Genomic DNA, 18,529 nt, shown 5'->3' on the forward strand with positions numbered 1-18,529 from the left:
GCCGTCTCAGCTCAGCGTGCTCTTTCAGCAGTGCGCCTCAGCTCAGCACCGTCTCGCTAACAACCTCAACGGCGTCGTCCGAGGCGGCCTGCTGCTGAACGGGTTTTCCGATATAGCGCGCCCGCTTGCTGGCGGTGACCTGCTCGACATCGACCATCACCAGGCCGTCGATGCAGTAACCGAAATCGGCGTCGACACTGAAATCGAGGAAGCGGGTGCCACCGGGCTCGGTGACCTCGGCGTACTGCTTGTAGAGCGTCGGCACCGTCACGCCCATCGCATCCAGCTGGGCACGCAGGCGGCGGAAATCGCCATCGGCGTCCTGACCATCAAACAGGCGCTCCGCTTCATGGGCGGCGCTGCCCGGCACGCTCTGGGCGACCGGTGCCCGCGCGCGCGCCAGCCCCTCATCATCCCCGTAATAGTGACGGTAGTAGCTGACGATCAGTGCCCTGGCGGCCTCCGGATAGCTGTTGGAGAGCGTGACCGGGCCGAACAGCCAGCGAATCTCGGGATGACAGCGCAGATAGGCGCCCAGCCCCTGCCACAGGTAATCGAGGCTGCGCCGCCCCCAGTAACGCGGCTGCACGAAGCTGCGCCCCAGCTCCAGGCCGCCCTGCATGCGCTCGAACATCTCGGGCGTGAAGCGGAACAGGGTCGGGCTGTAGAGCCCCTTCTCGCCATGTGCCGCCATGATCTTGCGTACCTCACCGATGCGATAGGCACCGGCGATCTCGAGATCGGCGTCATCCCACAACACCAGATGCCGGTAGTGGGCGTCATAGCGATCGATATCGCGCCGCTCACCGGTGCCCTCGCCGACCCGCCGGAAACTGATCTCGCGCAGACGACCGATCTCGCGCATCACGCTGGAGCCGGGGAAGGCATCGAACAGATAGATCTTCTTGCCGTCGCGGGTCTCGCCCAGCAGTTCACAGGGCGTCAGTTCCTCACGCAGCGCCTGGCGCTCCTCGGGATGGCCGATGGCCTTCTCGGTCACGAACAGGCCACGCTTGCCGCGCCCGATGCGATACAGGTGCTTGCGCAGCAGGCGCGTCTTGGCGTTGGTATTGAGGGCATCACTGTCGAGGCGCTCCAGCGGAATCAGCTCGCCGATGCGCAGCTTGAGCTGACGCTCGCGCTGGCGAAACATCTCATGGGCCAGCAGGGGCGTGCCGAAGCTGCGGTTGATCGACGACAGCGCATAGAAGAGCGTCGAGTTGCGCCCGCTGACGTGGATAGGCAGCACCGGCGCATTGGTCTTGCGCGCGAAATGCAGGAAACCCGACAGCCACTTGCCATCGCGTGGCCCGGTCGGGCCTGCACGCGAGACCTCGCCGGCCGGGAAGATGATCACGGCCTCTTCATTCATCAGCGCATCGCAGATCTGACCACTGCTCTTGCGATAGCCACGGCGACTGAGGTTGTCCAGCGGCAGCAGCAAGGGTGCCAGCGGCTCGACCTTCATCAGGATGTCGTTGGCGACGATCTTGACGTCGCGGCGCACTTCGCCGACCAGCTTGAGCAGCGCGAGGCCATCCAGTGACCCCAGCGGATGGTTGGCGACGATGACGACACGCCCGTAGGCCGGAATGTTCTCGCGCTCCCGCGAGGACACCGAGTAGCCGAAGGAGAAGTGATCGAGCACGCGGTCAATGAAGTCGAAACCGCGCTGGTCCGAGTTCTCGCCGAGGAAGGCATTGATCTCGCCCTCATGCACCAGGCGCCGCAGCATGGCCAGAGCTGGCCGCCGGATCAGCGGGTGACGTTTGGCAAAGGCAGGATACTTGGCAGCGATGACGCGGGCAGTATCGATCATGCTCTCTCCTTGGCCGCACGGAGTGCGGAACGCGATGTCTGGATCATGGGGCTTGATATCACGTCAGGTTCGCGCCACTTCATGACAGATGCGTCACAGTCCCCGTACAGTGAGATGACAGTCGCCCACGTGATCCGCGGCCGATGCGCCCCGGCACGGAGATCATCCGCGTACGAACAGGCAGCGCGACTGCCACGCCAAGGAGAGAGCGAATGTTTGCGATAGCCGTCGAGAATGAATCACTGGTCTGGCAGGAAACCGAGGCCCCGCACGGGATCGCCTCGGACGAGGTGCGTATCGAGGTGGCCTGGGCCGGCGTCAACCGCGCCGACCTGATGCAGCGTGCCGGCCAATATCCGCCACCCGAAGGTGCCAGTCAGATCCTGGGACTGGAGGTCAGTGGCACCATTCGTGAAGTTGGCCGCCACGTCGAGCGCTTCAAGGTCGGTGATCCGGTCTGTGCGCTGCTGTCCGGTGGCGGCTATGCCGAGGAGGTGGTCGTCAACGCCCTGCAGGTGCTGCCGGTGCCGGAGGGCTATAGCCTGCGAGACGCCGCCGCCCTGCCGGAGATGTTCGCCACCGCCTGGCTGAACCTGTTCATCGAGGGCAATCTCAAGCACAAGGAGCGCGTGCTGCTGCACGCCGGTGCCAGCGGCATCGGTACCACCGCCATCCAGCTGTGCGGGCTGTTCGGGCATCCGTGCTTCGTGACCGTCGGTAGCCAGGAGAAGCTGGAGACCTGCCTGCGCCTCGGCGCGGATGCCGGCTGGAATCGCCACGATGGCAGCTTCGTGGAGGCCGTGAACGACTGGGGCGGCGCCGACATGATTCTCGACCCGGTGGGCGGCGGCTATCTGGCCGACAATCAGCAGGTGCTGAAGCAGGATGGTCGCATGGTATTGATCGGCCTGATGGGCGGGCGCATGGATGAGCTGGATCTGGGTCGCATGCTGATGAAGCGCCAGCGCCTGATCGGCTCGACCCTGCGTTCGCGCTCCCCCGATGGCAAGGGCATGGTGCTGGATGCGCTCTACGTGCATGTGTGGCCACGCCTGGCGCGGGGTGAGCTGCGCCCGCATATCGACAAGAGCTGGCCGATCCAGGAAGCCGATGCCGCGCATGCCTATGTGCAGGACAACGCCAGCACCGGCAAGGTGTTGCTGGCGGTGACGGGCGCCTGAGCCTCATCATGACGCTGAAGACATCAACAGCATGAAAAAAGCGACAGCATGAAAAAGCGGCAGCCCAGTGGGCTGCCGCTTTTTTGGCTTTATTGGCGCTATCTCGTGCTCACTGCTCCGCCTGACAACACCCGGCCTGACAGCAGTGTCGCTCATGCCGCCAGGCGTAGACCCCGAGGCATCCGGCGGAGGCTTATTCGCTTCGCCCGATCGACTGGGCTTTCTGCCAGGTGAGTTGCAGCAGACGGGCGTCGTCTCCGGCGCGATGGCGCTGGATGCCACCCTCGGCGATCACCGCTTCCTTGAGCTCCGCCCAGCAATTCAGCTGCTCCTCATCGAGCAGCCGTCTGAGCGCCTCGAGACGAAAGCGCGGCAGCATGCCGGCATGATAGAACAGCAGCGAGAGCCAGGTATTGTCGTAGCCCCAGCTGTCGCTATAGGCGATTCCCGCCTCACCCAGCTCATCATTGACCCACTGCGCCACCTCACGCACTGGCCGCCCTTCGCGTGCCAGCCGCGCCCGTGAGATGCCGTGCAACAGCTCGGCCTTGGGGTCCCAATGCACCCACTCATCAAGAGGCTGTATCAGGAAGGCGCAACTGCTGCCGTCGGCACGCGCCAGCCCGATCTCGATCGGATAGCTACCACGGCCAAAGCCGGAGGCTTCAATATCGAGCAGAATAGGCAGCGTCACACGAATCTCCCAAGGTATCTCAGGCAGACAGGGCCCGGGCGAGAAGAGGTTGAATGTCCTCAGGTTACGGGAATTGCCCCCTGCTTGGCGAGTCCTGAGCGCGACGCTGTCAACGCAGGCATCAGGTCGATCTGCTCCATCACGCTGGCATCACGTTCAAGAGACGCGCGCGGTAGGGCCAGAGACGACAACGCCCTCACGAAGAGGGCGTTGTCAGTGGCAGCGAGGGCAGTACAGCAGCTGGTACATCAGGTCAGTGCAGGTCTGCGTCACCACCCGTGCGGGCGTGGGCTTCCCACTGCTCGGCCTTGTGCGGACAGACCGCCAGACCGAGGGAGCCTTCACGATAGGCACGCGCCAGGCGCTGGGCCGCGAGAGCATGGCGGCACTCGGCGGCACGTGCGTACCAGGTCACGGCCTTGGCCGGATCGCTCTGATACTGGGCACAGCCATACTCATAGATACGCGCCGCCTGATACTGGGCATGCACGTCGCCGGCCTGCGCGGCCTTGATGACGAAACGCGCGCCCTTGGCCTTTTCCTGAGCGGAGTTGCCGCGCTGGAACAGCATGTGCCCGTACAATGACAACGCACCGGTGTGACCGGCATTGGCGCAGTGATTGAACAGACGCATGGTCAGACGATGCTTCTGCTGAGAGCCGGACAGCCAGGAGGCGTGGAACAGACGCTCCGCCAGGCGGTATTTCAGTCCAGTCATCAGGGTTGGGGCCTGCGGCATGACGAGTAACCTTGATACAGAATAAGAGGGGTGACGCCGTGTCCTGGCCCGATCCTGAGCCCGCGACGCTATTCTCCTTGCCAACACTGTCAGTTTGCCCTTGCGGGCGGCCTAGAAAGACTGCTCCCCTGACAGCGGGGCGCCAAGCATACTCGCGCAATCGGGGGGACTCAAGCCCGCCTTGTGGGTTTTTGTTACGCTGCTAATATGTGCGCCATCCTTGGGGTAAAGTACGCGCGCGAACCGCGCGCCACGCGCGTGCTGGAAGCACTCGTCCTGCCCGCTACATTGACACCTACCCGATAGGGGAATCCTGCATGCAACGTAGAGCTCTTGGCCGTACTGGCATCGACGTCAGTCTGCTATGCCTTGGCACCATGACCTTCGGCGAGCAGAACAGCGAAGCCGATGCCCACCAACAGCTGGACCGTGCGCTAGACGCTGGCATCGACTTCATCGATACCGCCGAGATGTACCCGGTGCCCCCGAATGGCGAGACCCAGGGCCGCACCGAGGAATACATCGGCAGCTGGCTGGCGACACGCGGCAATCGTGATCAGGTCAAGATCGCCACCAAGGTCACCGGCCCGGGCATGGATTACCTGCGCGGTGGTTCACGCCTGACGCGTGAGCAGATCATCGCCGCCTGTGACGACAACCTGCGTCGCCTGGGCACCGATTACATCGACCTCTATCAGCTGCATTGGCCGGACCGCAAGACCAACTTCTTCGGCAAGCTGGGCTACCAGCCGACCGAAGAGGAAGACATGACGCCGCTGGAAGAAAGCCTGTCGGCACTCGGCGAGCTGATCACCGCCGGCAAGATTCGCGCCGTGGGTCTGTCCAATGAGACGCCGTGGGGCGTGATGCAGTGCCTGAACCTGGCCGAGCGCCTGAACCTGCCGCGCGTGGCCAGCGTCCAGAACCCGTACAACCTGGTCAACCGCAGCTTCGAAGTGGGCCTGGCCGAGTTCGCGCACCGCGAAGATGTCGGCCTGCTGGCCTACTCGCCGCTGGCCTTCGGCACCCTGTCCGGCAAGTATCTGGACGGCGCCCGTCCGGAAGGCGCTCGCCTGACGCTGTTCGAGCGCTTCCAGCGCTACAACGCCGAGCCGGCTCAGCACGTCATCGCCTGCTACGTGGACATCGCCCGCCGTCACGGCCTGAATCCGGCCCAGATGGCCCTCGCCTTCGTCAACACTCGCCCGTTCCTGACCAGCAACATCATCGGTGCCACGACGATGACCCAGCTGGAAAGCAACATCAAAAGCCTCGAGGTGGAGCTGAGCGAGGAAGTGCTGGCCGAGATCGAGATGATCCACAACACCGCGCCCAACCCGTGCCCCTGAATCGCCTCTGACCCGTAACGGATACACAACCCCGACAGGCCGGTCATCATGACCGGCCTGCTCGTGACCAAGGACCCCTCATGAATCCCGCTGAATTGAGCATGATCCTCATGGCTGTCGCCGCCGGTGCCATGATGCCGATTCAAGCTGGCGTCAATTCCACGCTGGCCCTGCAGACCCACAGTTCGCTCATGGCTGCCATGGTCAGCTTCGTGGTCGGCTCGATCGCGCTGGTCGTCATCGTGCTGGCCATGCGCCTGCCCATGCCGGGCGTCGGCGCCCTGAAAGCGGCCCCCTGGTGGAGCTGGACCGGCGGTCTGCTGGGCGCCTTCTTCGTCGCGGCCAGCGTGATACTGGTGCCCAAGCTGGGCGCTGCCACCATGATGGCGACCTTTCTGGCGGGGCAGCTGACGGCCTCGGTAGTGCTGGATCACTTCGGCTGGGCGACCTTCCCGCAGCATGATCTTTCGCTGGGGCGCGTGGCAGGCGTGTTGCTGCTGTTCGCGGGGGTCTTCCTGATCCGCCGCTATTGATGCCTCTGGCGTCACGCAGTGCAATCTATGGCCCCGATAGTCCTGGCGGACTCGGGGCCATCTTGTCTGCCTGATATACTGAGACCTTTCCCTGCCAGGAGGTCTACATGCTGAGTGTGATTTCGCCCGCCAAATCGCTGGATTTCGACAGCGCCCCCGTGACCTCCCGTCATAGCCAACCCGATTTTCTCGAGCAGGCTCAACCGCTGATCGACATCCTGCGCGAGCAGTCGCCGCAGGACATCGCAAGCCTGATGAAGCTCTCCGACAAGCTGGCCGGCCTCAATGCCGCTCGCTTCCAGGAATGGCAGCCGCCCTTCACGCCGGATAACGCCAAACAGGCGGTGCTGGCTTTCCAGGGGGATGTCTATCAGGGCATGGCGGCGGATTCGTTCAGCGAGGAAGATTTTGAACGCGCACAACACAAGCTGCGCATTCTCTCCGGCCTCTATGGGCTGCTGCGCCCGCTGGATCTTATCCAGCCGTACCGTCTCGAGATGGGCACGCGTCTGAGCAACCCGGCCGGCAAGGACCTCTACGCCTACTGGCGCAAGACGCTGACTCCGGCACTGGAGCAGGCGGTGGAAGACAGCGGCACGCCGATACTGGTCAACCTGGCCTCCAATGAATACTTCAAGGCCATTGATGCCAAGGGGTTCCGCCACCGCATCGTGACGCCGGTGTTCAAGGACGAGAAGAATGGCCAGTCCAAGATCATCAGCTTCTACGCCAAGCGTGCACGCGGCCTGATGAGCGCCTGGATGCTCAAGCACGACATCGAGACAGCCGAAGACCTCAAGGACTTCGACGTGGCCGGTTATCGCTTCTCCAATGCCGCCTCTGAGGGCGATACGCTGGTCTTCACGCGCAGTGAGGCCGACGCGGCACGCGCCTGATACGTGACCGACGGGTCACTTCACACCTCATTCGCCCAGCCCCGGGAAAGTCAGGTGTTCTGCGGCGCGCGGTTTGAGGTAACGGCGATGAATATCGCCGAACAGGACGTGATCTGCACACCCAAGCCATTCATACGCCACCATCTCGGCACTGACGATACTGGCGCCCGCGGCCTCGCAGCGGGCCACTCCCAGTGCCGCCTCCCGCGGGCGGCGGCTGGCGACCCCATCGGCGACCAGCGCCACTCGATAGCCTGCGCCACACAGGGACAGCACGGTCTGCATCACACAGACGTGCGCCTCGGCACCACATATCACCAACTGGTCACAGCCACTCTGCTCCAATGCCTTGCGAAAGTCCTGCGCATCCAGCGCACTGAAACTGCGCTTGGTGAAGCAGCGGGTGCGCTCGCTCAGTAGATGCGTCATCGGAGCACTTGCGCCCAACTTGTCGGGACAGTGCTCGGTCAGCCAGACGGGAATTTCCAGCGCCTGGGCAATTCCGCCCAGCCAGATGGCACTGTTGATGGCCTCGGTTCCGCCACTCAGAACCGGCATGAGGCGAGCCTGGAAATCGATCAGCAACAACAAGGATCGCCTCGCCATCAGGTGTTGAGACTTTTCGTCGTCCATTGGTCCTCCCACGACGATTCTAAGGCTAGAATGGAGCTTCCACTTACACGCTAGCGCATCCAAGGAGATCCCACATGCGCCATCTGTTCATCATGCTGATGGTCGGCTTGCTCGGCTTCGGTCTGAGCGTCGAACACGCAGAGGCCAAGCGCCTCGGCGGCGGCAAGAGTTTCGGTAGCTACTCACGATCCGCTGACAGCGGAAAATCCTCCAGCTCACTGTTTGGCAGCAACAAGGCCACCAACAGCAGCAACGCAGCGAAGTCCAAACCCTCCAGCGGCCTGTCCAAGTTTGCCGGACCTCTGGCAGGCCTGTTGGCAGGCGGCCTGCTGGCATCGCTGTTCTTCGGCGGCGCCTTCGATGGTCTGCGCATGACAGACTTCCTGATCATCGCGGTGATCGCCTTCATCGCCTTCAAGTTCCTCAGCGCGCGCAAGAAGGCCGCCATGGCGAGCGGCGGGCCAGCAGGTAGTGGTGGTGGTTCCTCTACACGCCACGATGACCAGCCGCGCAATGTGCAGGCGCGTGAAGCGCATCAGCCGCAAGGCGAGTCGCTTGCGCCGGCCGGTGGTATCGGGGCAGGCCTGACAGGCGGTGCCCCGACCAGCGAACCGGCCTGGTTCGACAAGGAGCAGTTCCTCGGCGGCGCCAAGGAACACTTCATGACGCTGCAGCGCGCCTGGGACAACAACGACCTGCCGCGCATTCAGGAGTACGTCACGCCAGAGCTCTACAATCTGTTGCGTGAAGAGCGCGCTCAGCAACCGGCCAACAACCGTACCGAGATCGTGCGTCTGTTTGCTGAACTGGGCAGCGTGCAGGAGATTGGCAAGCAGGCGGAAGCGACGGTCCTGTTCCACGGCGTGCTGGATGAAAATGGCGAGCAGAACGAGTTCAACGAGACCTGGCACCTGGTCCGTGAGCTGCGTGATGGCGCCGACTGGCACATCCAGGGCATCGAGCAGAACAGCTAAACCGTTCCTTGCTCACTGACGTGACCTTCACTCCGTGAGGGCCACATCAGACGCCAAAGCGGCCGGATGATCACTCATCCGGCCGCTTTTTTGTGTCTCGCTGCAGAGGGTCACCAGAGGCTTCGAAACAGTTCGCCGAAGGCCACAAAGGCACCGTCAGAATGACAGGCATAAAAAAACCGGCCACTGGGGAAGTGACCGGCGGATAGGCTGCTCGACTGCAAGGCAGGAGCGCCAGATCGCAAAAAGTCTGCTGATGGGATAGCACAGACAAGTTTCTAAGCAAGGGAACGTCGAAACTCACATACTCAGAGTCGCCGATTGAGCTTTAGTTCAGCCTGACCGTAAAAAACATGAGCAACCCTGAGGTGCAGAACCCGCGACGCCTGATCAGCCCCCACCATCAGCCGGCTGTACCCAAGGTTTCAGCAAGGCTTGCCTACCCCAGGAAACACCTCATGCTCGCCAAGCTCTTGTGGATAATTCAGGTGCCGCTCCCAGATTCCGCTTGTCCACAGGCGGATCTCTGCGTACCTCCCTTCCTCAGCAGGGCGCCTTGCACCCCCTATGCACTGCCACAGACAGCACCGCCCCTGCAGCAAAGCGACAGGGGCGGTGCGGGACAAGTGCCTGACGAGCTTTTCATGACTGTCGTGGGGCGGCCCTCCGCGACTCTTGCAGGGAGAAACTGTTCTAGCCGCATTCTTTCCTGAGCACCACTTTTCCTGCGCACAAAGAGAACCGCCCCTGCAGCAAGGCTACAGGGGCGGTTCGGTATAAGTGCCTGACGATGACCTACTCTCACATGGAGAAACTCCACACTACCATCGGCGCTAAGCGGTTTCACTTCCGAGTTCGGCATGGGATCGGGTGGTTCACGCTCGCTATGGTCGTCAGGCGAAACGGTGGCATCTTGCGATGCCTGAGTCTCGAGGCTTTTGGCCTCGCGACTCGCAATATGAATCATGCTGACCGATATGTCTCGATCCTGTCGCAATCCCGGCGTTTGCCGAAGCAAACCCCTTGGGTGTTATATGGTCAAGCCTCACGGGCAATTAGTACTGGTTAGCTCAACACATTGCTGTGCTTCCACACCCAGCCTATCAACCTTGTAGTCTTCAAGGGCCCTTCAGGAGGCGCAAGGCCTCAGGGAAGTCTCATCTTGAAGGGGGCTTCCCGCTTAGATGCTTTCAGCGGTTATCCCGTCCGAACGTAGCTACCGGGCAATGCCATTGGCATGACAACCCGAACACCAGAGGTTCGTCCACTCCGGTCCTCTCGTACTAGGAGCAGCTCTTCTCAAACTTCCGACGCCCACGGCAGATAGGGACCGAACTGTCTCACGACGTTCTAAACCCAGCTCGCGTACCACTTTAAATGGCGAACAGCCATACCCTTGGGACCGACTTCAGCCCCAGGATGTGATGAGCCGACATCGAGGTGCCAAACACCGCCGTCGATGTGAACTCTTGGGCGGTATCAGCCTGTTATCCCCGGAGTACCTTTTATCCGTTGAGCGATGGCCCTTCCATACAGAACCACCGGATCACTAGAACCTACTTTCGTACCTGCTCGACGTGTCTGTCTCGCAGTCAAGCACCCTTATGCTCTTGCACTCAATGCACGATTTCCAACCGTGCTGAGGGTACCTTCGTGCTCCTCCGTTACTCTTTAGGAGGAGACCGCCCCAGTCAAACTACCCACCATACACTGTCCTCGATCCGGATAACGGACCTGAGTTAGAACGCCAATGATGTCAGGCTGGTATTTCAAGGTTGGCTCCACCGCATCTGGCGACGTGGTTTCAAAGCCTCCCAGCTATCCTACACAGACAACATCAGCATCCAGTGTAAAGCTATAGTAAAGGTTCACGGGGTCTTTCCGTCTAGCCGCGGGTACACAGCATCTTCACTGCGATTTCAATTTCACTGAGTCTCGGGTGGAGACAGCGTGGCCATCATTACGCCATTCGTGCAGGTCGGAACTTACCCGACAAGGAATTTCGCTACCTTAGGACCGTTATAGTTACGGCCGCCGTTTACCGGGGCTTCGATCAAGAGCTTCGCGTGAGCTAACCCCATCAATTAACCTTCCGGCACCGGGCAGGCGTCACACCCTATACGTCCGCTTGCGCGTTTGCAGAGTGCTGTGTTTTTAATAAACAGTTGCAGCCACCTGGTATCTTCGACCGGTAAGAGCTTACGGAGCAAGTCCTTCACTCGAACCGGTGCACCTTCTCCCGAAGTTACGGTGCCATTTTGCCTAGTTCCTTCACCCGAGTTCTCTCAAGCGCCTTGGTATTCTCTACCTGACCACCTGTGTCGGTTTGGGGTACGGTCGCATGTGATCTGAAGCTTAGAGGCTTTTCCTGGAAGCGTGGCATCGATGACTTCCTGACCGTGGTCAGTTCGTCTCGCATCTCGACCTCAGAGGAACCGGATTTGCCTGATTCCTCGGCCTACATGCTTTCACCAGGACAACCAACGCCTGGCTCACCTAGCCTTCTTCGTCCCCCCATCGCAACCACATCCGGTACGGGAATATTAACCCGTTTCCCATCGACTACGCGTTTCCGCCTCGCCTTAGGGGCCGACTCACTCTGCTCCGATTAACGTAGAACAGAAAACCTTGGTCTTCCGGCGGGGGAGTTTTTCACTCCCCTTATCGTTACTCATGTCAGCATTCGCACTCGTGATACCTCCAGCAGACTTCTCAATCCACCTTCATTGGCTTACACGACGCTCCTCTACCGCTCATCCATAAGGATGAACCCGTAGCTTCGGTACCTGATTTAGCCCCGTTATATCTTCCGCGCAGGCCGACTCGACTAGTGAGCTATTACGCTTTCTTTAAAGGATGGCTGCTTCTAAGCCAACCTCCTAGCTGTCTGAGCCTTCCCACATCGTTTCCCACTTAATCAGGATTTTGGGACCTTAGCTGACGGTCTGGGTTGTTTCCCTTTTCACAACGGACGTTAGCACCCGCTGTGTGTCTCCCACGCTGCACTCACTGGTATTCGGAGTTTGCCTCGGGTTGGTAAGTCGGGATGACCCCCTAGCCGAAACAGTGCTCTACCCCCAGCGGTGATACGTGAGGCGCTACCTAAATAGCTTTCGAGGAGAACCAGCTATCTCCGGGCTTGATTAGCCTTTCACTCCGATCCACAGCTCATCCCAGCATTTTTCAACATACTTGGGTTCGGGCCTCCAATTGATGTTACTCAATCTTCACCCTGGCCATGGATAGATCGCCCGGTTTCGGGTCTATACCCTGCGACTGGTCGCCCAGTTAAGACTCGGTTTCCCTACGCCTCCCCTATACGGTTAAGCTCGCCACAGAATATAAGTCGCTGACCCATTATACAAAAGGTACGCGGTCACACCACGAAGGTGCTCCCACTGCTTGTACGCATACGGTTTCAGGATCTATTTCACTCCCCTCGCCGGGGTTCTTTTCGCCTTTCCCTCACGGTACTGGTTCACTATCGGTCAGCCAGGAGTATTTAGCCTTGGAGGATGGTCCCCCCATGTTCAGTCAAGGTTTCTCGTGCCCCGACCTACTCGATTTCACGTGACTCAGACTTCGACTACGGGACTATCACCCTGTATCGTCAAGCTTCCCAGCTTGTTCGTCTGTCAGTTGTCACGCTTAAGGGCTGGTCCCCGTTCGCTCGCCGCTACTTGGGGAATCTCGGTTGATTTCTTTTCCTCCGGGTACTTAGATGTTTCAGTTCCCCGGGTTTGCCTCTATAGGTTATGTATTGGCCTATAGATACTCACCTGATGGTGAGTGGGTTTCCCCATTCGGAAATCGTTGGGTCGCAGGGTATTTGCCACCTCGCCAACGCTTATCGCAGGCTATCACGTCCTTCATCGCCTCTGGCTGCCAAGGCATCCACCGTATGCGCTTAATCGCTTGACCATATAACCCCAAGGGGTCTGTCAAGGATTACGAATCTGTCGGACCTCTCCGACATATCGTTTTGATAGACATGCGCTTGGCGCACATATCTATCGTCAGCATGATTCACATTGTTAAAGAGCGGCTGTTCAGAGAACAGTGAGAAGCGCGCTTTGTTGAGCACGCTTGCCACTGCCGGCTAAGCCAGCAATAAGATCAGGTAATTCGTTGTGAGCACTTGCCGCGAGCAGTAGACAGTGTCGATAAGGAGGTGATCCAGCCCCAGGTTCCCCTAGGGCTACCTTGTTACGACTTCACCCCAGTCATGAACCACACCGTGGTGATCGCCCTCCCGAAGGTTAGGCTAACCACTTCTGGTGCAGTCCACTCCCATGGTGTGACGGGCGGTGTGTACAAGGCCCGGGAACGTATTCACCGTGGCATTCTGATCCACGATTACTAGCGATTCCGACTTCATGGAGTCGAGTTGCAGACTCCAATCCGGACTGAGGCAAGCTTTATGGGATTGGCTCCACTTCGCAGTATTGCAACCCTTTGTACTTGCCATTGTAGCACGTGTGTAGCCCTACCCGTAAGGGCCATGATGACTTGACGTCGTCCCCACCTTCCTCCGGTTTGTCACCGGCAGTCTCCTTAGAGTTCCCGACATTACTCGCTGGCAAATAAGGATAGGGGTTGCGCTCGTTACGGGACTTAACCCAACATTTCACAACACGAGCTGACGACAGCCATGCAGCACCTGTCTCAGAGTTCCCGAAGGCACCAATCCATCTCTGGAAAGTCCTCTGGATGTCAAGGGTAGGTAAGGTTCTTCGCGTTGCATCGAATTAAACCACATGCTCCACCGCTTGTGCGGGCCCCCGTCAATTCATTTGAGTTTTAACCTTGCGGCCGTACTCCCCAGGCGGTCAACTTATTGCGTTAGCTGCGCCACTAAGTCCTCAAGGGACCCAACGGCTAGTTGACATCGTTTACGGCGTGGACTACCAGGGTATCTAATCCTGTTTGCTACCCACGCTTTCGCACCTCAGTGTCAGTGTCAGTCCAGAAGGCCGCCTTCGCCACTGGTATTCCTCCCGATCTCTACGCATTTCACCGCTACACCGGGAATTCTACCTTCCTCTCCTGCACTCTAGCCAAGCAGTTCCAGATGCCGTTCCCAGGTTGAGCCCGGGGCTTTCACACCTGGCTGACTTAGCCACCTACGCGCGCTTTACGCCCAGTAATTCCGATTAACGCTTGCACCCTCCGTATTACCGCGGCTGCTGGCACGGAGTTAGCCGGTGCTTCTTCTGCGAGTGATGTCTTTCCTCGGGAGTATTAGTCCCAAGGCGTTCTTCCTCGCTGAAAGTGCTTTACAACCCGAAGGCCTTCTTCACACACGCGGCATGGCTGGATCAGGCTTTCGCCCATTGTCCAATATTCCCCACTGCTGCCTCCCGTAGGAGTCTGGGCCGTGTCTCAGTCCCAGTGTGGCTGATCATCCTCTCAGACCAGCTACGGATCGTCGCCTTGGTGAGCCATTACCTCACCAACAAGCTAATCCGACATGGGCTCATCCGATAGCGCAAGGTCCGAAGATCCCCTGCTTTCTCCCGTAGGACGTATGCGGTATTAGCCTGAGTTTCCCCAGGTTGTCCCCCACTATCGGGCAGATTCCCATGCATTACTCACCCGTCCGCCGCTCGACGCCTCCTAGCAAGCTAGGATCGTTTCCGCTCGACTTGCATGTGTTAAGCCTGCCGCCAGCGTTCAATCTGAGCCATGATCAAACTCTTCAGTTGAAAGCTTGATAGTCTGTTAAGCAGACCAAACTTGGTTCAGAGTCAAACTTCTCGTGAGAGGCTTGCTCCGATATTTGGTGACCTTGTCACCACTCATCGGCAAGCGCTCACACGAATTACCTGATCAAATTTTTAAAGAGCGTCGCTGTTAAGCGAGGAGGCATATTCTACTTGGAACGCTTGAGAAGTCAAGCACTTGATGATGAGTCAGTCGACTGCCTCTAAGCATCATCAAGCGGTGAGGAGCGTTGCTCGATCACCTGTTCCGTAAGGAGTGCGACGTATTCTAGCGAATCGCCCGGGATTGTCAATCGATGAATTCGAAGCGGGCTTCAAAAACATCAAGCAAAACAATCACCTGCAAACTTCTTTCACCGCTGGTAACGCCATGCGTCCCCGGCAGCGGATGCGTACTTTACGCACGAACCGCCGTGAGGGCAAGGGCTTTTTCAAGAGATTGTCATTCTCGGGACATACGGGTGACATCTCTGCTCTGCCTTTCTCTCCCCTCCTCATACTGCTTCTCTTTTCTTCTTGTCCTCGTCGCGCCGTTGCTTGCTGACATCTTCTCCCGGCCAGAAACGCATTCGGCCCCGCCAGGAATGGCGGGGCCGAATATCGATCATCACATTGCTGACAGCTGACGCTTACTTGTTACCGCGCAGCTTGCGCCCCAGCGCCATGATCGGGCCACTGGCGACATAGCAACCGAACAGGCCCAGCAGCATCACGGACGGCTCCAGCGAGATGACCACGAAGGCCAGCACGATAGCGAGCAGCGCCACGAAGGGTACCGGCCCCTTGAGGTCGATTTCCTTGAAGCTGTAGTAGCGAATGTTCGACACCATCAGGATACCGGCAGCCGCGACCACGAAGACCATCAGCGACTTGAAGGCGAAGGTCTCGGCGTCGAAGTTGTGCATGGTCCATACGCAGCCGGCCACGAGTGCCGCCGCTGCCGGACTCGGCAGACCGATGAACCACTTCTTGTCGGTGGAGCCGATCTGGACGTTGAAGCGCGCCAGACGCAGCGCAGCGCCTGCCACGTAGACGAAGGCGGCGATCCAGCCGATCTTGCCGACATCCTGCAGAATCCAGCTGAAGGTGACCAGCGCCGGCGCCACGCCGAAGGACAGCATGTCCGCGAGGCTGTCGTACTCGGCGCCGAAGGCGCTCTGGGTGTTGGTCAGGCGCGCCACACGACCGTCCAGGCCGTCGAGCACCATCGAGACGAAGATGGCGATGGAGGCGTTGGCAAACTCCCCGTTCAGCGCACACACCACAGCGAAGAAGCCGGAGAACAGCGCGGAGGTGGTGAACAGGTTGGGCAGCAGATAGATGCCACGCCGACGAACGGGCTTGCCGTCCTCGATGGCTTCTTCCACGACTTCGCTGTCGTCGGTGAACTCCTCCACTACCTTGTCCAGCACTGAACTGCTGCGGCGTGTCTGTGCTTCGGGGGCTTCTTCTGCGCCGGGATGTCGATTTTCGTCAGTCATGGGATTCCTTGCATCATGCCTCGTCGTGGCAGGGTAACCACATTCTACACCTGCCAGTGAGCGCGAATAGTGGTGACACCCTAGCGGCCTCACCGTCGACTGTCACTTCCCTCTCCCATTCGATAGCGCTTATAGAGCAACAACGCAAGCGGGGCGCCCTCCTGATGGAGAGCGCCCCGCTCATTTCACGCCGGACCCAATAGCCAGGATCAGTTGCGTGACTTGTCGACCAGCTGGTTGGCAGTGATCCACGGCATCATGCCGCGCAGCTTCTCACCAGTCTGCTCGATCGGATGCTCGGCGTTCTGGCGACGACGGGCCGTCATGGACGGGTAGTTGGTGTTGCCTTCCTGGATGAACATCTTGGCATATTCACCGCTCTGGATGCGCTTGAGTGCATTGCGCATGGCGACACGGGACTGCTCGTTGATGACTTCGGTGCCGGTCACGTACTCGCCATACTCCGCATTGTTGGAGATGGAGTAGTTCATGTTGGCGATGCCGCCTTCGTACATCAGGTCGACGATCAGCTTGAGCTCGTGCAGACACTCGAAGTAGGCCATCTCCGGTGCGTAGCCCGCTTCGGTCAGGGTCTCGAAGCCCATCTTGACCAGCTCGACCGCGCCACCACACAGGACAGCCTGCTCACCGAACAGATCGGTTTCGGTCTCGTCCTTGAAGGTGGTCTCGATGATGCCGGTACGACCGCCGCCGACGCCTGCCGCGTAGGACAGTGCGATGTCCTTGGCCTGGCCAGTCGCATCCTGGTGGATGGCGATCAGGTCCGGGATACCGCCGCCCTTCACGAACTCGGAACGCACGGTGTGACCCGGTGCCTTCGGCGCGATCATGATGACGTCGAGGTCAGCACGCGGCACGACCTGGTTGTAGTGGACGTTGAAGCCGTGAGCGAAGGCCAGGGTCGCGCCCTGCTTCAGGTTCGGTTCCACCTGGTTCTCGTAGATGGCCTTCTGGTTCTCGTCCGGCGCCAGGATCATGACCAGGTCGGCAGCCTTGACCGCTTCCTCGACTTCGGCAACCTTCAGGCCAGCCGCTTCGGCCTTGGCCCAGCTGGAGGAAGAGCGACGCAGGGCTACGGTGACGTCGACGCCGGATTCCTTCAGGTTGTTCGCGTGGGCGTGGCCCTGGGAACCGTAACCGAGGATGACCACTTTCTTGCCCTGGATGAGGGAGAGGTCACAATCCTTGTCGTAATAGAGTTTCATCGTCATTGCTCCTGGCGGCTCACCCCGTCAGCGGGATGGCGTGAGATCTTGAAAGAGTGTCTGTTGTTCTTGCGACCCTTCCCGCGAGGGAAAGGCGTATGACAGTGTCCAGCGCCGACGGCCATCTGTCTCGGCCGCTCTGCGTCCTGGGGAGGTCGTGCGCCTTGGATCAAGGTCTGCCGTCCTCCTCCTGCGCGGCGATGAGTCCACCTTACCTGCACCTCGACATTGCGTAAAATGCTATATTTGCACCATCATATGCCATATTGCGCAACACAAGGCATTTCCGCCTTCAGCACTCACCGACAGCGGACTCCGGCATGGACAATCGTCAACTCAAGCAATTCCTGACCCTCGCCGAAACGCTGCATTTCGGGCGCGCCAGCACAGCCTGCCACCTGAGCGCCTCTGCCCTGTCACGCGCCATCCGGGCCATGGAGGAAGAGCTGGGCGTCAGCCTGTTCGAACGCGACAACCGCAGCGTCGCGCTGACACCGGCGGGTGAACGCTTCCGTCGTCATGCTCGCGAACTCCTGAGTCAATGGGATGACATTCGCCAGTCACTGCTGGAAGACAGCGATGAGCTGCGCGGCGAGCTCTCCCTGTATTGCTCGGTGACCGCCAGCTACAGCTTTCTCTACGAGATTCTGGCCACCTTCCGTGCCCGCCATCCGCATGTGGAGCTCAAGCTGCATACCGGCGACCCCGCCGTGGCATTGGAGCGTGTCCTGATGGGGCACGAGGACCTGGCGATCGCCGCGCGCCCCGACGTGCTGCCTTCCCGTCTCGCCTTCACCGACTTCGCCGAGTCGCCACTGCGCTTCATTGCCCCGCGTCGTGATGGCCCCGGCCAGCAACTGGAAGGCATCGGCGAGGCGGACGATTCGGCGGCGGGCGACGACCACATCGACTGGACGCGCGTGCCGATGATCCTGTCGGAGACCGGCCTGGCGCGCGAGCGCTTCGATGCCTGGTGCCACACACGCGGCATCAAGCCGCGCCTGTATGCCCAGGTCGCCGGCAACGAGGCCATCGTCAGCATGGTCGGACTGGGCTTCGGGATCGGCGTGGTGCCGCAGATCGTGCTCGACAATTCGCCGCTGGCCGACCAGGTGCGCATCCTTGATGTCGATCCGCCGCTGACCCCCTACAAGGTCGGCCTGTGCGTACAGGAAAAACGCCTGCGACATCCGCTGGTGCGCGCGTTGTGGGAGCAACTGCCCGGCTCGCCGCAGCGCCCCGCTGACTGATACCTGATAGCGAGCCAACGAAAACGGCGCC

12 protein-coding genes and 3 rRNA genes are annotated in these 18,529 nt (G+C 60.1%); 6 read left to right on the plus strand and 9 right to left on the minus strand.

The annotated features are described in order from the left end of the window. Positions 1-37: 37 nt before the first annotated feature. Entirely contained in the window at positions 38-1,819 is a 1,782-nt protein-coding gene (locus tag H2O77_RS16485) for a lysophospholipid acyltransferase family protein (protein WP_215823564.1), read from the minus strand. Positions 1,820-2,031: 212 nt separating this feature from the next. Here H2O77_RS16485 and H2O77_RS16490 point away from each other — a divergent pair, with 212 nt between their 5' ends. Beyond that, positions 2,032-3,000 (plus strand): NAD(P)H-quinone oxidoreductase, encoded by a 969-nt coding sequence (locus H2O77_RS16490; RefSeq protein WP_043336555.1) that lies wholly within the window; start codon positions 2,032-2,034, stop codon positions 2,998-3,000. A gap of 193 nt (positions 3,001-3,193) precedes the next feature. On the opposite strand, the gene H2O77_RS16495 is transcribed toward H2O77_RS16490, so the two are convergent. Both H2O77_RS16495 and H2O77_RS16500 read right to left on the minus strand, forming a co-directional pair. Beyond that, positions 3,194-3,700: a hypothetical protein gene (locus H2O77_RS16495; RefSeq protein ID WP_107335865.1), complete on the minus strand. Its 507-nt coding sequence runs from the start codon at positions 3,698-3,700 to the stop codon at positions 3,194-3,196. A 247-nt stretch (positions 3,701-3,947) separates the two neighbouring features. After that, positions 3,948-4,433 carry a sel1 repeat family protein gene (locus H2O77_RS16500; RefSeq protein WP_215823565.1) on the minus strand — a complete coding sequence of 162 codons (486 nt, stop codon included), beginning with the start codon at positions 4,431-4,433 and terminating at the stop codon, positions 3,948-3,950. Between the two features lie 317 nt (positions 4,434-4,750). Here H2O77_RS16500 and H2O77_RS16505 point away from each other — a divergent pair, with 317 nt between their 5' ends. The 3 genes from H2O77_RS16505 (at position 4,751) to yaaA (ending at position 7,211) form a co-directional block, all read left to right on the plus strand. Further along, on the plus strand, positions 4,751-5,782 hold the full coding sequence (locus H2O77_RS16505) for an NADP(H)-dependent aldo-keto reductase (RefSeq protein ID WP_215823566.1): 1,032 nt from the start codon (positions 4,751-4,753) through the stop codon (positions 5,780-5,782). Between the two features lie 80 nt (positions 5,783-5,862). Continuing rightward, positions 5,863-6,315 carry a DMT family transporter gene (locus tag H2O77_RS16510; protein WP_043336565.1) on the plus strand — a complete coding sequence of 151 codons (453 nt, stop codon included), beginning with the start codon at positions 5,863-5,865 and terminating at the stop codon, positions 6,313-6,315. Between the two features lie 107 nt (positions 6,316-6,422). Continuing rightward, positions 6,423-7,211, plus strand: coding sequence for a peroxide stress protein YaaA (yaaA, locus tag H2O77_RS16515; RefSeq protein WP_215823567.1), 789 nt, complete (start codon positions 6,423-6,425; stop codon positions 7,209-7,211). Positions 7,212-7,238: 27 nt separating this feature from the next. On the opposite strand, the gene H2O77_RS16520 is transcribed toward yaaA, so the two are convergent. Then, a complete protein-coding gene (locus H2O77_RS16520) occupies positions 7,239-7,844 on the minus strand; it encodes an isochorismatase family protein (protein ID WP_240548646.1) in 606 nt (201 codons plus the stop codon). A 74-nt stretch (positions 7,845-7,918) separates the two neighbouring features. Here H2O77_RS16520 and H2O77_RS16525 point away from each other — a divergent pair, with 74 nt between their 5' ends. Next, entirely contained in the window at positions 7,919-8,818 is a 900-nt protein-coding gene (locus H2O77_RS16525; protein ID WP_215823568.1) for a Tim44-like domain-containing protein, read from the plus strand. A 782-nt stretch (positions 8,819-9,600) separates the two neighbouring features. Here H2O77_RS16525 and rrf read toward each other — a convergent pair. From rrf to ilvC, 5 genes are all read right to left on the minus strand, one after another. Continuing rightward, positions 9,601-9,716 (minus strand): 5S ribosomal RNA (rrf, locus tag H2O77_RS16530). Positions 9,717-9,852: 136 nt separating this feature from the next. Then, positions 9,853-12,739 (minus strand): 23S ribosomal RNA (locus H2O77_RS16535). A gap of 243 nt (positions 12,740-12,982) precedes the next feature. Beyond that, a 16S ribosomal RNA gene (locus H2O77_RS16540) occupies positions 12,983-14,523 on the minus strand. Together the 16S, 23S and 5S rRNA genes form the textbook arrangement of a ribosomal RNA operon. A gap of 647 nt (positions 14,524-15,170) precedes the next feature. Further along, on the minus strand, positions 15,171-16,022 hold the full coding sequence (pssA, locus tag H2O77_RS16545; RefSeq protein ID WP_043337235.1) for a CDP-diacylglycerol--serine O-phosphatidyltransferase: 852 nt from the start codon (positions 16,020-16,022) through the stop codon (positions 15,171-15,173). A 209-nt stretch (positions 16,023-16,231) separates the two neighbouring features. Beyond that, positions 16,232-17,248 carry a ketol-acid reductoisomerase gene (gene ilvC / locus H2O77_RS16550; protein WP_043337232.1) on the minus strand — a complete coding sequence of 339 codons (1,017 nt, stop codon included), beginning with the start codon at positions 17,246-17,248 and terminating at the stop codon, positions 16,232-16,234. 320 nt (positions 17,249-17,568) lie between these two features. Between ilvC and ilvY the strand changes: the two genes are divergently transcribed. Beyond that, positions 17,569-18,498, plus strand: coding sequence for an HTH-type transcriptional activator IlvY (gene ilvY / locus H2O77_RS16555; protein ID WP_043337230.1), 930 nt, complete (start codon positions 17,569-17,571; stop codon positions 18,496-18,498). Positions 18,499-18,529: the final 31 nt, after the last annotated feature.

It is taken from the genome of Cobetia sp. 4B (assembly GCF_018831605.1).
Lineage (GTDB): Bacteria > Pseudomonadota > Gammaproteobacteria > Pseudomonadales > Halomonadaceae > Cobetia > Cobetia amphilecti.

Bases quoted from the DNA above. Each gene is read 5' to 3' on its own strand.
- H2O77_RS16520 (WP_240548646.1), bottom strand. From the start codon at position 7,844: ATGGACGACGAAAAGTCTCAACACCTGATGGCGAGGCGATCCTTGTTG.
- H2O77_RS16525 (WP_215823568.1), top strand. From the start codon at position 7,919: ATGCGCCATCTGTTCATCATGCTGATGGTCGGCTTGCTCGGCTTCGGT.
- H2O77_RS16490 (WP_043336555.1), top strand. From the start codon at position 2,032: ATGTTTGCGATAGCCGTCGAGAATGAATCACTGGTCTGGCAGGAAACC.
- pssA (WP_043337235.1), bottom strand. From the start codon at position 16,022: ATGACTGACGAAAATCGACATCCCGGCGCAGAAGAAGCCCCCGAAGCA.
- H2O77_RS16510 (WP_043336565.1), top strand. From the start codon at position 5,863: ATGAATCCCGCTGAATTGAGCATGATCCTCATGGCTGTCGCCGCCGGT.
- H2O77_RS16500 (WP_215823565.1), bottom strand. From the start codon at position 4,433: ATGCCGCAGGCCCCAACCCTGATGACTGGACTGAAATACCGCCTGGCG.
- ilvY (WP_043337230.1), top strand. From the start codon at position 17,569: ATGGACAATCGTCAACTCAAGCAATTCCTGACCCTCGCCGAAACGCTG.
- H2O77_RS16485 (WP_215823564.1), bottom strand. From the start codon at position 1,819: ATGATCGATACTGCCCGCGTCATCGCTGCCAAGTATCCTGCCTTTGCC.
- ilvC (WP_043337232.1), bottom strand. From the start codon at position 17,248: ATGAAACTCTATTACGACAAGGATTGTGACCTCTCCCTCATCCAGGGC.
- H2O77_RS16505 (WP_215823566.1), top strand. From the start codon at position 4,751: ATGCAACGTAGAGCTCTTGGCCGTACTGGCATCGACGTCAGTCTGCTA.
- yaaA (WP_215823567.1), top strand. From the start codon at position 6,423: ATGCTGAGTGTGATTTCGCCCGCCAAATCGCTGGATTTCGACAGCGCC.